This is a genomic window from Streptomyces sp. NPDC025651 (assembly GCF_055558735.1).
The window spans coordinates 1-12,055 of record NZ_JBVHLZ010000022.1 but is presented as its reverse complement, the minus strand read 5'-3'; the positions used below and the strand labels follow the sequence as shown (position 1 = coordinate 12,055).

At 71.2% G+C, this 12,055-nt stretch carries 13 protein-coding genes and 1 pseudogene; 3 read left to right on the top strand and 11 right to left on the bottom strand.

Annotated elements, in window-relative coordinates; translation table 11 throughout:
• Positions 1 to 23: 23 nt before the first annotated feature.
• Together ACZ4D5_RS42305 and ACZ4D5_RS42300 are read right to left on the bottom strand one after the other, a co-directional pair.
• Positions 24 to 989 (bottom strand): GNAT family N-acetyltransferase, encoded by a 966-nt coding sequence (locus ACZ4D5_RS42305; protein WP_467777861.1) that lies wholly within the window; start codon positions 987 to 989, stop codon positions 24 to 26.
• Positions 990 to 1,063: 74 nt separating this feature from the next.
• Positions 1,064 to 1,291 (bottom strand): hypothetical protein, encoded by a 228-nt coding sequence (locus ACZ4D5_RS42300; RefSeq protein ID WP_467777860.1) that lies wholly within the window; start codon positions 1,289 to 1,291, stop codon positions 1,064 to 1,066.
• Positions 1,292 to 1,903: 612 nt separating this feature from the next.
• Between ACZ4D5_RS42300 and ACZ4D5_RS42295 the strand changes: the two genes are divergently transcribed.
• Positions 1,904 to 2,083, top strand: coding sequence for a hypothetical protein (locus ACZ4D5_RS42295; protein ID WP_467777859.1), 180 nt, complete (start codon positions 1,904 to 1,906; stop codon positions 2,081 to 2,083).
• 85 nt (positions 2,084 to 2,168) lie between these two features.
• Here ACZ4D5_RS42295 and ACZ4D5_RS42290 read toward each other — a convergent pair whose 3' ends face one another.
• Both ACZ4D5_RS42290 and ACZ4D5_RS42285 read right to left on the bottom strand, forming a co-directional pair.
• The gene (locus ACZ4D5_RS42290; RefSeq protein ID WP_467777858.1) at positions 2,169 to 3,281 is read right to left on the bottom strand and encodes a hypothetical protein; all 1,113 of its coding nucleotides are present in this window, start codon (positions 3,279 to 3,281) and stop codon (positions 2,169 to 2,171) included.
• A 5-nt stretch (positions 3,282 to 3,286) separates the two neighbouring features.
• Positions 3,287 to 4,396, bottom strand: a complete 1,110-nt coding sequence (locus ACZ4D5_RS42285; protein ID WP_467777857.1) for a hypothetical protein — start codon at positions 4,394 to 4,396, stop codon at positions 3,287 to 3,289.
• A 378-nt stretch (positions 4,397 to 4,774) separates the two neighbouring features.
• Between ACZ4D5_RS42285 and ACZ4D5_RS42280 the strand changes: the two genes are divergently transcribed.
• A complete protein-coding gene (locus ACZ4D5_RS42280) occupies positions 4,775 to 5,758 on the top strand; it encodes a BtrH N-terminal domain-containing protein (RefSeq protein ID WP_467777917.1) in 984 nt (327 codons plus the stop codon).
• Between the two features lie 87 nt (positions 5,759 to 5,845).
• Here the strand turns inward: ACZ4D5_RS42280 and ACZ4D5_RS42275 are convergent, their stop codons facing one another.
• The 3 genes from ACZ4D5_RS42275 to ACZ4D5_RS42265 form a co-directional block, all read right to left on the bottom strand.
• Complete coding sequence (locus ACZ4D5_RS42275) at positions 5,846 to 6,985, bottom strand: CHAT domain-containing protein (RefSeq protein WP_467777856.1); 1,140 nt, start codon at positions 6,983 to 6,985, stop codon at positions 5,846 to 5,848.
• A 103-nt stretch (positions 6,986 to 7,088) separates the two neighbouring features.
• Complete coding sequence (locus ACZ4D5_RS42270; protein WP_467777855.1) at positions 7,089 to 7,559, bottom strand: DoxX family protein; 471 nt, start codon at positions 7,557 to 7,559, stop codon at positions 7,089 to 7,091.
• A 164-nt stretch (positions 7,560 to 7,723) separates the two neighbouring features.
• A complete protein-coding gene (locus tag ACZ4D5_RS42265; RefSeq protein ID WP_467777854.1) occupies positions 7,724 to 9,067 on the bottom strand; it encodes a fibronectin type III domain-containing protein in 1,344 nt (447 codons plus the stop codon).
• A 174-nt stretch (positions 9,068 to 9,241) separates the two neighbouring features.
• Between ACZ4D5_RS42265 and ACZ4D5_RS42260 the strand changes: the two genes are divergently transcribed.
• Positions 9,242 to 9,373, top strand: coding sequence for a hypothetical protein (locus ACZ4D5_RS42260; RefSeq protein WP_467777853.1), 132 nt, complete (start codon positions 9,242 to 9,244; stop codon positions 9,371 to 9,373).
• Between the two features lie 81 nt (positions 9,374 to 9,454).
• Here ACZ4D5_RS42260 and ACZ4D5_RS42255 read toward each other — a convergent pair whose 3' ends face one another.
• The 4 genes and pseudogenes from ACZ4D5_RS42255 to ACZ4D5_RS42240 form a co-directional block, all read right to left on the bottom strand.
• Positions 9,455 to 9,688 carry a ferredoxin gene (locus tag ACZ4D5_RS42255; RefSeq protein ID WP_467777852.1) on the bottom strand — a complete coding sequence of 78 codons (234 nt, stop codon included), beginning with the start codon at positions 9,686 to 9,688 and terminating at the stop codon, positions 9,455 to 9,457.
• A 4-nt stretch (positions 9,689 to 9,692) separates the two neighbouring features.
• A complete protein-coding gene (locus ACZ4D5_RS42250; protein ID WP_467777851.1) occupies positions 9,693 to 10,985 on the bottom strand; it encodes a cytochrome P450 in 1,293 nt (430 codons plus the stop codon).
• Between the two features lie 85 nt (positions 10,986 to 11,070).
• Complete coding sequence (locus ACZ4D5_RS42245; protein ID WP_467777850.1) at positions 11,071 to 11,859, bottom strand: ABC transporter permease; 789 nt, start codon at positions 11,857 to 11,859, stop codon at positions 11,071 to 11,073.
• A pseudogene (locus tag ACZ4D5_RS42240) lies at positions 11,856 to 12,055 on the bottom strand (ABC transporter); the annotation flags it as partial. The gene ACZ4D5_RS42245 and the pseudogene ACZ4D5_RS42240, both read right to left, overlap by 4 nt.

Sequence of the window (12,055 nt, the reverse complement as noted above, 5' to 3'; positions counted from 1 at the left end):
GTATTAACAGCGGGCGTATGTGTTTACAGCGGTCGTACGTACCCGATCCAGGTGTGCCGGGTGCGGAAGCCGCACCGCTCGTACAGGCCGAGGGCGCCGGTGGCGTTGGCGCTGTCCACGTTCAGGCCGGCTCTGCCATAGCCCTGCTCCCGGCCGGTCCGCAGGCAGGTGGTGAGCAGCGCGGTGGCCACGCCGGTGCCGCGCCAGGCGGGGCGGGTGCCGAGTCTGTCGATCCAGCATTCGCGGACGCCGGTCATCGCGGTCTCGGCGTCGTACTCGTGGCTGATGAGGTAGCCGACGACCTCGTCCCCGTCCAGTGCCAGGAACGACGCGTCGGGCCGGAACGACCGGGCGCCGGTGGTCCCGTGCCGCCACCGGTCCGGGGTGGTCGGGGTGTGTCCCCAGTGGTCGCGGAAGGATTCGTCGTGCGCCAGCCGGGTCGCTTCGTCGTACGCGTCGGTGAAGGGGACGACGCGCGGCCCGCCTGCCGGGGTCGTCGCCTGGACCGGGGCGCCGTCCAGCGGCCTGCGCATGTCGAAGAACCAGCGCCGCGCCTCGAACCCGGCCTTGTGGAACAGGTCGCGCTTGGCGGTGTTCGGTGCGTGGAGTTGGATGTGCGCCTCGCCCGGCAGGTCGGGGAACTGCTCGCGATGCCGCTGTGTCGCCCGTGTCACCAGCCAGTTCACCAGGTCGGTGCCCACGCCTCGGCCGCGCGCGTCGGGGCGTACCGCCCCCTCGACGTACACGAGGTGTACGCCGGTCGCCTCGGGCAGGCCCTTCGCCTTGGCGTAGGCGATCAGCTCGCCACCCGACCACACCCCGACCGAGTCGCGGTTCAACTCCACGTGCGGGTCGCTCAGTTCTTCGGCGAGGTCCTCGGCGTCGTAGTGCTCGTCGGTGCCGTCGGTCGCTTCCACCGCGGCGAACAACTCGGCCAGTGCCGGGGCGTCTTCCGGCACAAGTGGCCGCCAGGCCGGCGTCGCGTGCATGGCTGTCACGGTAGACGTCGCCACAGCCGCGTACACCTCGTTTTCGAGGCGTGACCCGGGAGTTCCGCGCGCCGTCAGCCGTACAGATCCCAGTGGGAGCTCGCTCCGACGAAGCCGCCGGCGCCGGTGATCCAGCCGATCAGGGTCAGGGACATCGACAGGCGCAGGTGCCGTCCCGCGTCGACGCGCAGGCCGTGGCGGCCCAGGCTCAGGTGCCACGTCGACTCCTGGTTCTCCTTGTTCGCGCTCGCGGCCTCTTCCTTCTCTCCGCTCTCCTGGAAGTCCCGGACGTCGGGCAGCACTTGTGGCCGGCTCCATGTCGCCTCGGCTCCTCCCCGCTGATCCAGGAATCGGTTACGGGACGACGCCCCGGAGCAGCCGGACGCGACTGGACTGATCGCGGCTCACGACCGGGCCCTGAGAGGGTTCGCCGACGCCCTTGCTCTGCCGCACATCGACTGCGGTGCCCCGCCCCGCTCCACCCTCACCAAGGACGCGAAGGCCGCGGGCCGCTGCCACTGCCCTTGTGAGCAACACCCCAGTCATGAAAGGGAGTTGTCCCCTGGCGCCCGGAGGGAGCGACAGGGCATGGTGGGAGTGCGCGGTGCGACACGGTACCGCCCGGGCCCGTCATGGGGTTCGACCGCAGGGAGTGGTTGACATGGCTGCGAACCTTCGGCGCATGTGCGTCGCCCACTCGTCCGGGAAGTAATCCCGGCCGACCAGGCCCATCGCAGACGCCGCCCTGCTCTTGATCACTGGGACCGAACGCCACGGCACCGCCGTGCCGTTCGGCTCCACTCCGCTCCACGCCAGACGCGTCTCCGTTGGCCACTCGGTCCTCCGGATCTCTGGATCTCCGGATCTCCGGATCTCGCCCCCCATTAGCGCTGGCCTGCCGACGGAGGAATCCCATGACCACCATCCTCGTTCAACTCACCGCCGGAACACCCCAGGTCCTGCTCGCGGTCGTCGTCGTGGTCGCCGTGACGTTCCTGACGGCCCTCGTCATCGCGGTCCGAGGCACCGCCCCAGAAGAACGCGCGGCGGTCCTGCGCGCCTTCGCACAGATTCTTCCGGTGCGTCGCAGATAGACCGCCAGGGGGCACGCGGTGCACGCGTGCCCCCTCCACCTCCACCCCCGCGCCCGGCAGCGCCGGGCAGCGCCCGTTCGCCTTCTCAGCCGAACCGCAGGATGCGCGGCGCGAAGGTGCTCTCCGGACCAGCCGCGCGGCCGACCGACCACACCGTCTCCGTGCCCGGCACCGGCGCGAGGCGCAGCAGCGAGGAGTCGCCCTCCCCCGCCACCGCCGGTTCACTGTGCTCGGTGAACGAACCGCCGTTCCAGGCAAGGAAGTCCGGCCCGGGGACGAGGGGCGGGCTGCTGCCCGGCGGGCCCCACTTCAGGGAACGGGCCACCGAGACCCAGGCCAGCTTGCCGGAGCTGTCGGACGTCAGCGAGTTGATCGCCCCGAAGTCCGCGGGCACGGTCACGCGGTTCCACGCCTGCCCGTCGAAGCGGACCAGCAGGGGCGGAATCGGCCGGCCGGGCGGACCGCCGATGAACCCTCCCGTGCCGCCCGCCCACACCTCGGTCGGCGAGACCGCCAGCACACTGCTCACGGACGACCTCGGGACCCCGTCCACCTTCCACTGCCGCCACGTCTGGCCGTCCCAGTGCGACACGGCCGCGCTCGAGTCGGCGGCGCCCGCGGCCCACACGTCGTCGGCGTCCTTGACGTGCAGTCCGTACACGGCTCCCGGCGGCACCGGCATGTCCTGCCAGCGGCGCCCGTCCCGGCGCAGCAGGGCCTGCCCGCCGTCCCGCGCGCCGATCAGCCAGGTCTCGTCGCCGCCGGAGACGACCTTGTCCAGACCGACGCCGCGCGGCGGCCGGCTCTCGGACCAGGCGGCGCCGTCGAAGTGGAGCAGGTGGGCGCCGCCCGTCGAGTCGCGGCCGACCGCCCAGATCGCGGTCGGCGAGGTCGCCCCGATGGACAGCAGCTCTCCCTGCCAGCGGACCCCGAGCAGGCTCTGGCGCTGCCACGCGGCTCCGTCCCAGCGCAGCATCAGCGGGAAGCCCGGTGCCTCGCGGCCGACGGCGTCGGAACCCACCGCCCACGCCCGGTCGGGCCCGAACGCCACCGCTTCGTTGAGCCCGGCTTGCGGGCGTACCTGCGCCGGGACCGGAACGTGTTGCCAGGACCGGGCCTGGGTGTCCGCCGCGGCCGAGGTCATGACGGTCACGGCGGTCATGGCGGCGGCGAGGGCCGCGACGAGTAGTCGGCGCACCGTGGTCAGCCTCCCAGCCGTTCGCTCATCAGGTTCGGTTTCGAGCCGTAGATCTCGACGGTCCCGAAGGACAGCAGCGAGGAGCCCGCCCGCGCCAGTACGCGCGGTGTGACGTCGATCGCGTTCGTGCGCTCCGGTCCGTAGGAGAAGGCGGTGCGCCGGCCGTCCACTCGCGCGTACTTCGACTGGAACGCGCGGTCGCTGACCAGCGGCACCCACAGCGCGCCGTCCGGGCCGCGCACCATGCCCGCGGTGTAGGTGCCGCCCAGCGGTGGGTAAGTGGTGCGCCAGGCATGCCCGTCGAAGGTCATCAGGTACGTGCGGGACACACCGTCGGTGTACTGACTGCCGCCGATCGTGGCGCGGCCGGACGGTTCGAGCAGCATCGTGTGCACGTTGCTGTTCGAGGGCAGCGGCACGTTCGCGTCCCGCCACCGCGTGCCGTCCCAGCGCAGGACGGCGGTCCCCCCGGTGCGTCGGTCCGCCCAGGCCCAGGCTTCGGTGGCCGTGCGCGCGGTGATCCCCATCAGGAACAGCACGTCGTCCGGGGTGGACTGGGTGGTCCATCCGGAGCCGTCGTAGTGCAGCACCTTCAGCCCGGTGCCGTCCTCACCGACCACCCACGCACCACCCGGTACAGCGGTGAAGTCCTGGTACACCGACAGGGTTTGCGGCAGCGGGACGGCGTTCCACCCCGCCGCCGTCCCGCGCAGGATCTCCCCCGCCCCGCCGCGGTTGTGGAAGATCCACACTTCGTCGCCGACGAACTGCACCTCGCCGAGCCAGCCCGGTTCACCGGCGCCGGGAAAGGTGGTGTCGCGGCTCCACGCCGCGCCGTCCCACCGGTACAGCAGCGGCCGCAGCCCATCGGCGGCGTGCTCGTACCCCGTCGCCCACGCCTCGTCCGGCCCGCGGGCAGCGAGATCGGACACACGCACCGGCGGAGCCGCCGCCGCGGGCACCGGCAGCGACGACCAACTCGGCTTCCCGGCCTCGCTCGTGCCACCGGCCGCGGCCGGTGAAGCAGCCGCGGCCGGTGTCGCAGCCGCGGTCGGCGACACGACCGCGGCACACGCGACCACAAGGCAGACGACGAACGCACGGAGACCGTTCACAAAACCCCCAGACCATGAAGGTCGCAGAGCCTATTGATGTTCACCGCGTGTGCACAGAGGGTATTCGGCCGATCACGGTTCCTTCTGAGGTCCACGTGTCGTGGCCTCCTGCACCTACGACGACGTGCGTGCTCGTCCGGCCGTGCGGCATCGTCGCCTGGGCGGGCGAGTGGGGCTACCGGCACCCGAACCGGCCCGTGAAACGACATGGGCCAGCACACGCTGGCCCCGAAGGGACATGTGATCCCTGTGGATCGGCTCGCGGCGGCCTGGCTGCGCCTCGTCGCGTGACCGTGCCCCGCGCGCGGCGTCGGGCTCTCGCGCGGCCGTGCGTGGTCGTCAGGTGCGGCAGTCAGCTGAAGGAGGAGAATGAGTGGCATGACCATGGTGGAGGGCGTCGATCCGCTCGGCATGCAGCACTGTGAGACGACGGCCCTGGGCGTGCTGCTGCGGCACGAGGGGATCGACCTCTCCGAACCCATGCTGTTCGGGCTCGGCTCCGGGCTGTCCTTCATCTACTGGGACAGCAAGAGCATGGACTTCCCCTTCCTCGGCGGCCGGGTCAAACCCTTCGAGCTCACCAGGAACCTGGCCGCCGCGCTCGGTCTCGAGCTGCTGGTCGAGGAGACCACCTCACCGCGCAAGGCATGGCGGAACGTGGCGCGCGCCATCGACGCCGGTCGCCCCGTCGGCCTCCAGCTCGACAGCTACCACCTGGACTACTTCAGCACCAAGGTGCACTTCGGCGGGCACGTCGTGGCCATGTACGGATACGACGAGCGCGACGCCTTCCTGGTGGACACCGCCCCGCAGGGCGGCGCCGTCTCCACCGGCCTCGCAGGCCTGGCCAAGGCCCGAGCCGAGCGCGGCCCCATGACCGCCAAGCACCGCTCCTTCACCGTCAAGGCGCCGAGCGGCCTGGTGTCACCGCAGGACCGGGTCGTCCCCGCGATCAAGGCCTGCGCCGAGGCGTTCCTGAACCCGCCCATCTCGAATCTGGGCCATCGTGGCATCGAGAAGGCCGCCGGGCAGGTTCCGAAGTGGCTGCGGCGCAGCGGCGATCCGCGGGTGGAACTGGCACGGGCGGCGGTCCTCATGGAGAAGGCGGGCACCGGCGGCGCCCTGTTCCGCAATCTCTACCGGGACTTTCTCGCCGAGTGCGACGGGCTGATCGACAGCGGCCACCTGCGTACGGGGCAGAGCCTGTACGCCGAGGCCGCCGCGCTCTGGACACGGGTGGCCGAACTCATCACGACAGCGGGCGAATCCGAGGACGCGGAGGCCCTCGCGGAGGCAGGTTCCGTCCTCCGCGAGCTTTCGCGGGTCGAACGCGAGGCGATGCAGGAACTCAGCGCGCTCTGACGGAGCAGTTCAAGCGCGCTCCAACAGGGCCGTTCTCCGCGCCGGTTGACTGGTCGGTGACGGCACATCACAGCCCAGCATCGCTCGTCAGGCCTCCCTGGCGGGTTCGCGCGGGGCGCAGTCGGTCAAGGCGTCGGCGGCACCGCCGTTCCGGTCGGGGCTGCGGTGTGCCGCGGGCGGCGTGACCAGACGCGTCGCCCCCGCGTCGACGCCAGGGGCGCAGTGCAGTGTCGGCAGGTCATGGCCGGGAAGTCCGTTGAGTTCCACCGCCGCCCGGCCGACGCGATGCGCGGACAGGACCGACTGTCCTTCGGCGACCGCGGCATAGAACCGGGCCGCGTACGTGATCGCGTCGACGTCGCCGATGGCGTCCGCCATCCCGATCGCGAAGGGCACGGATCCGACCAACTCCCCCGTCTGGGCGGCGGAGTGGCAGGAGTTCAGCAGGACCAGGAGCGGCGGCTCGTCCACGGCGGCGACGGCCCGCGCGAAGGCTCCGGAGGTGACGTCGGCACCCCGGTGGCGCGGATCGACGTCCCGCTCGAACTCGATGAGGTCCGCGGTGCTGTGCCCGGAGAAGTGGACCACATGCGGCCGGAACCGGGTGAGCGCGTCCAGGAGGGTCTCCGCCGTCGCCGCGGGATGGACGTCGAGCTCCACCAAGTCCCGCCCTGTCGCCCGCTCCACGGCCAGACGGATCCGCTCCTGTTCCCGGCCGACCCGCAGATCACCGGCGGACGCCGCGCCCAGCAGCACGACGCGCAACTTCTCGGGCCTGGGCGCCCGCAGTTCCTTCAGCGCAACGGCCATCCGCGCCTCCGCGTCGGCCAGGCGGCTGCACAGCATCTCCTGCTCCGCAGCCGCCCGCCGCTCGGCCACCATGTGCTCCTGCCGCCGTACGCGCTCCCGTGCCGCCTGCTCGTCGCGCTCCGCCTTGGCGAGCTTGGCCGTGGTGCTCGCCACGTCCTGACTGAACTGGGCCGCCTTGCCGCTCCACTTCCCCGCGTCCCGCGCCGCATCGTTGGCCTGCTTCTCGTAGCGCGCGGCCGCCCGCAGCTTCTGCCTGGCCGTGCTCGGATTCCTCGACTTCGCCGCGGCCTCCCGGGCCTTCGCCGCATCGGCCCGCAGACCTGCCTCCTTCCGCAGGAAGCCGCCAGCCCGTTTCTCCGCGTCGGCACGCGACTTACCGGCCCGATCCAGTCGGCTGCGGTGGGAACTTGCGCTCATCTGTGCCCCTTCGGTGACGCCCGGCTCAACGCTACGCCCAGGTCGCGTCTCAAGACCGCTTACACACCGCTGACTTGACCCGCGTCACCGACGGAGCCACGGCTCACGTGCCGCGGCGGGCACGCCGACCGGGCAACAGGCGGTCCAAGGACAGCGCGCCGGGCCCGGTGAACACGAGCAGCAGGAACGCCCAGCAGTAGATCGCGGCCGACTCCCCGCCGTTGTCGAGGGGGATCAGTCCCTGGGACGCATGGGTGTCGAAGTACGCGTACGCCATTTCCCCGGAGCAGAGCAGGGCCGCCGTGCGGGAACCGAGGCCGAGCATCACCAGGGCGCCGCCCACGAGTTCGATGACGGCCGCGTACCAGATGGGCCAGGCTCCGAAGGCGGCGATGTCGGCCTCGGGGCCGGCGGCCGGGCCGATCACGCCGAAGAGCGAGCCGAGGCCGTGGCAGGCGAAGAGCAGCCCGACGACGACGCGGAAGAGGGACAGGACGTAGGGGCGTACATTGCCGATGCGCCGGCCGATCGCGGCGGATCGTTCCGTCAACGGGGCGGTGGACGTGGGATGCATGGGCCGTCTCCCTGGGTGGACCGGTCAGGCGCGCGAGGAGCGCTCGCCGTCCCCACTCTCGGCCGGTACGTCACCACCGCGCGTCGTACGGCCGACGACAACTGCCGTACTCCCTGGGCAGTATCGGGGCCGGGAGGCCGAACAGCCTCCCGGCCCCTGGCCCGTCAGCCGGACGGCGTGGCCGACACCTCGGGCGAGAGGGCGGACTCGAGGCCGTCCGCGTCGAGCGTGGCGACGGCGTAGTAGTACGTCGTGCCGCCGGTCAGGCCGCGGTCCACGTACTCCGTGCCGGACGTGACCTCGTGGCTGAACTCGGCGTTCTCCTTGGTGAGGTGGGGCTTGGTGGAGCGGTAGACGCGGTAGCCGGTCACGGGCGCCTCGTCGCCGCCCTGCGGAACACCGAACCAGGCGAGCCGCACGCTGCCCGCGCCCGGTGCGACCTCGTAGATCTCCGTGACACGCGGCGGCTGCGGCTCCCTGTACGTCGGCTTGACCGATGCGGAGGCGGGCGAGGCGACGGAGTGCTGGGACGTGGCGACGATCGCGTAGTAGTAGTCCCGCTCCCCCGCGTCCTCGCCCACCGTGGCGGTGTACTCGGTCTTCGTCGTGGTGGCCACGCGGTTGGCCGGATCGGTGATGTCGACCGGGGAGGACTTGGAGCGGTAGACGGTGTAGGAGGAGACCGGCACGTGCGGGCTCTGCCACCACGACAGCGTGAGCCGCTTGCCGACCAGGTCGGCGTTGCCGAACGTGGGGGCCTTGGGGGCGGTGCTGGAGGTGACCGTCTTGGTGCCGGTCACGGCGTTCGACGCCCCGGACTCGTTCCCGACGGCGTCGACGCCCTTGACCTCGTACGAGTACGTGAGGCCCGGATCGCCCTTCGTGTCGCGGAAGGTGAGCGACGTCGTCGTACCGACCTTCGTGCGGTGGGCGTTGGGGCTCTCGGCGCGGTACACCACGTACTTCACCGCGTCCGAGTCCCCGCTGCGCCACGTCAGCGTCACACCGCGCTCGTCCTCGCGGGCGCGGGTCAGGTCCCGCGGCGCGAACGGCGCGACGGTGTCCCGGGTGCCGCGGAGCGGCTCGGTGTAGGGCGAGACGTGACCGGCGCCGTCCAGGGCGCGGACCTTGTAGGCGTACTCGACGTCGGGGTCGGCGGCGTCGTCGACGTGCGCGCCCGTGCTCACGGTGGCGAGCAGTGTGTAGGGACCGACCTCGTCCGGTCCGGTCCCCTCGGCCTCGGCGCGGTACACCTCGTAGGCCGTGGCCGCGGAGAGCTGACTCCAGGAGAGGGAGACGGCCTCGCGCCCGGATGCGACGTGGAAGCTCTCGGGGGCGTCGTAGAGGGGGTTCTCGGGCTGGTCCGGGTCGTCGCCGGTGCGGGCGGCGGAGCTGAGGGCCGTGGCGGGTGCGGCGGCGTGCGCGGTGCCGGTGAACCCGAGGGCGAGGACGACGACAGCGGCCGCGGAGGCGACGGCTGCGGGTCTGAGACGGTGGTGCTGAGACACGGCTGGCGTTCCCTTTCCGGTGGAACTACGTACGGGCGTACGTGAGTACGGGATGCAGTCGTGGGGGGAGTTGGTGGTGCTGTGGGGGCAAGGAACTGTAGCTGTACATGACCGGAAAACGGGAGTCGGCGCGCGTGGCCGCCCCCGGGTTGTCTCGTGCGTCACCGCGATGTGGTGCTGGTTCACTGTCCGATCAGCGAGAAAAGCGACCAGCACGACGAGCGCCGCGGGATCGATCCGTGGGAGGACGAGGTCCCCGCCGAGTTCCAGGACGGCCGCTGGATCGCCGCGCTCCCCAAGGACTGAACTCCCCAAGGACTGACGAACCAACGGCGCCCGTGGCCTCACAGTGGCCGGTGGCAGACCATCACCGGACCCTTCCTCCGTCTACGTACCCATGGGATCCGGGGAGTTGAGAGCGATGGCTCCGGCGGGGCAGAGGCCGACGGCCATCCGGGCGGCGGCCCGGTGCTCCGGGGCCGGGCTGGGGTTGCGGAGCACCACGATGCCTTCCTCGTCGTCCTGGTCGAAGACCTCGGGGGCCGTCAGGACACACATCCCGGCGCCTGCGCAGCGGTCACGGTCGACGCCGAGCGTCACCGTCTCCTGTCGGTCGCTCATACGTCTACTCCTTGTCCCAGGTGACGGGCAGGCTGGTCACACCGTAGATGTTGGCGCGGTCGCGCAGCGGTACCTCCCGCGGCGGCACCGCGAGGCGCAGGGTGGGGAAGCGGGCGAACAGCGCCGGGAACGCGACGGACATCTCGACGCGCGCGAGCTGCTGGCCCAGGCACTGGTGGGGGCCGTGACCGAAGGCCATGTGCCCGGTCGCCCTGCGGTGGACGTCGAACCGGTCCGGGTCGGCGAACTTGAGCGGGTCGCGGTTGGCGGCCTGCACGGAAACGGTCACCGTGTCGCCTGCCTTGATGAGTTGGCCCTCCACCTCGACGTCCTCGAGCGCCGCGCGCGGCAGCGGGTCGGCCACGCTGAGGTAGCGCAACAGCTCCTCCACCGTCTGCGCGGCCAGTGCCGGATCGGCACGCAGGGCCGCCAGCTGGTCGGGGTTGCTCAGCAGGGCGAAGGTGCCGAGGCCGAGCATGTTCGCGGTGGTGTCCATGCCTGCGGCGAGCAACATTCCGCCGATTCCGGCCAGTTCCTCGTCCGTGAGGTCGGAGCTGGTGAGATCGCTCAGCAGGTCGTCGGTGGGCTCGGCGCGCTTGGCGAGGACGAGTTCGTTCAGGTACTGGAGCAGTGCCATATAGGCCTCGCCCTTCGCCTCCTCGCCCGCCGACTGGTCGAAGATGGTCGCCACGTGGCGCTGGAAACGCTGCCGGTCGTCGTACGGCACTCCGAGCAGCTCGCAGATCATGAGCGCGGGCACGGGCTGCGCGAACGCCTCCACCAGATCGGCGGTGGGCCCGTTCCGCTCCATGGCGTCCAGGCATTCTGCGGTGAACTCCTCGACCCGTGCGGAGAGTTGCCGCATGCGCCGAACCGTGAACTTGCCGGTGAGCAGGCGCCGGTAGCGGGCGTGCTCGGAACCGTCGAGGCCGATGATGTCGCCGACCGGCGCCGGCGGCATCTCCTCCGGAAAGCCCTCCATCGGGACCGGCGGATGCATGAGTTCGTAGCGTGAACTGAAGCGCGCGTCGGCGAGGATCGCGCGGCCCGCGGCATGTCCGGTGACCAGCCAGCCCACGTGCCCGTCGGCGTACCGCATGCGGCGCAGCGGCCTGTCACTCAGCGCGGTGAGTTCGGCGGGCGGGTCGAAGGGGCAGCCGGTGCGCCGGTCGGTGGGCAGGGTGGGCGGCTCCTCGGCCGTGATGTCGACGTCCGCGCCGACGTCCACCTCCGTGTGGGTGCCTGTGTGGATGTCTGTGTCGATCGGGTCCGTCTGGTCGGTCGGGTCGTACGACATGGGTCCTCCTGTGATCGTCGAGCGGGGTGCAAGTGCGGGGCGGAGAGGGGCGGGCCGCGGGAGCCGTGCCGTGCCGACATGACGGCTACTTCGGGTCGCGGTTGAAGACTGCCTTCGACCAGCGGTAGCCGAGCACGGTCAGTCCCGGGCACCAGGCGACGGCCAGCCATCCGTTGTTGCCGATCCCGCTGCCGAGCAGCAGGCCGCGCAGGGTCTCGATGGCGGGCGTGAAGGGCTGGTACTCGGCGACGGGCTGGAACCAGCCGGGCATGGTGTCGAGGGGGACGAAGGCGCTGGAGACGAACGGCAGGATGATCAGCGGCAGCGCGTTGTTGCTGGCCGCTTCGGCGTTCGGACTGATCAGGCCCATCCCTACGGCGATCCAGGTGAGCGCAAGGGCGACCAGGGCCAGGAGTCCGAAGGCCGCCAGCCATTCGAGGGTCGTGGCGTCGGTGGCGCGGAAGCCGACGGCCAGGGCGACGGCGCCGACCAGGACCACGCTGGCAATGGACTGCAGCACGCTGCCGACGACGTGCCCGATGAGCACGGATCCGCGGTGGATCGCCATCGTACGGAAGCGGGCGATGATGCCCTCTGTCATGTCGTTGGCGACGGACACCGCCGTGCCGACCACCGTGCCGCCGATGGTCATCATCAGGATGCCGGGGACGATGTACGCGATGTAGTCGGATCGGTCGGCTCCGCCGCCGAGGCCCGCGCTCATCGCGTCGCCGAAGATGTAGACGAAGAGCAGCAGAAGAACGATCGGTGTCAGCAGCAGGTTCAGGGTGAGCGACGGATAGCGCCTGGCGTGCAGGAGGTTGCGGCGCAGCATGGTGGAGGAGTCGCGCACGGCGAGGGACATGGAACTCACCGGACGGCCACCTCGGCCTTGTCGGAACCGCTGGTGAGGGCGAAGAAGACGTCGTCGAGGTCGGGGGTGTGCACGGTCAGTTCGTCGGCCTCGATGCCGGTGGTGTCCAACCGGTCGAGTACGGCGCGCAGTTCGCGTTGGCTGCCGTCGCTGGGGAGCTGCAGGGTCAGGGCCTCGTCGTCGGGCGTGGCGTGGT

Excerpts from the sequence above, each read along its gene's own strand:
- ACZ4D5_RS42305 (WP_467777861.1), bottom strand. The coding sequence starts at position 989 with ATGCACGCGACGCCGGCCTGGCGGCCACTTGTGCCGGAAGACGCCCCG.
- ACZ4D5_RS42295 (WP_467777859.1), top strand. The coding sequence starts at position 1,904 with ATGACCACCATCCTCGTTCAACTCACCGCCGGAACACCCCAGGTCCTG.
- ACZ4D5_RS42280 (WP_467777917.1), top strand. The coding sequence starts at position 4,775 with ATGACCATGGTGGAGGGCGTCGATCCGCTCGGCATGCAGCACTGTGAG.
- ACZ4D5_RS42275 (WP_467777856.1), bottom strand. The coding sequence starts at position 6,985 with ATGAGCGCAAGTTCCCACCGCAGCCGACTGGATCGGGCCGGTAAGTCG.
- ACZ4D5_RS42270 (WP_467777855.1), bottom strand. The coding sequence starts at position 7,559 with ATGCATCCCACGTCCACCGCCCCGTTGACGGAACGATCCGCCGCGATC.
- ACZ4D5_RS42255 (WP_467777852.1), bottom strand. The coding sequence starts at position 9,688 with ATGAGCGACCGACAGGAGACGGTGACGCTCGGCGTCGACCGTGACCGC.
- ACZ4D5_RS42250 (WP_467777851.1), bottom strand. The coding sequence starts at position 10,985 with ATGTCGTACGACCCGACCGACCAGACGGACCCGATCGACACAGACATC.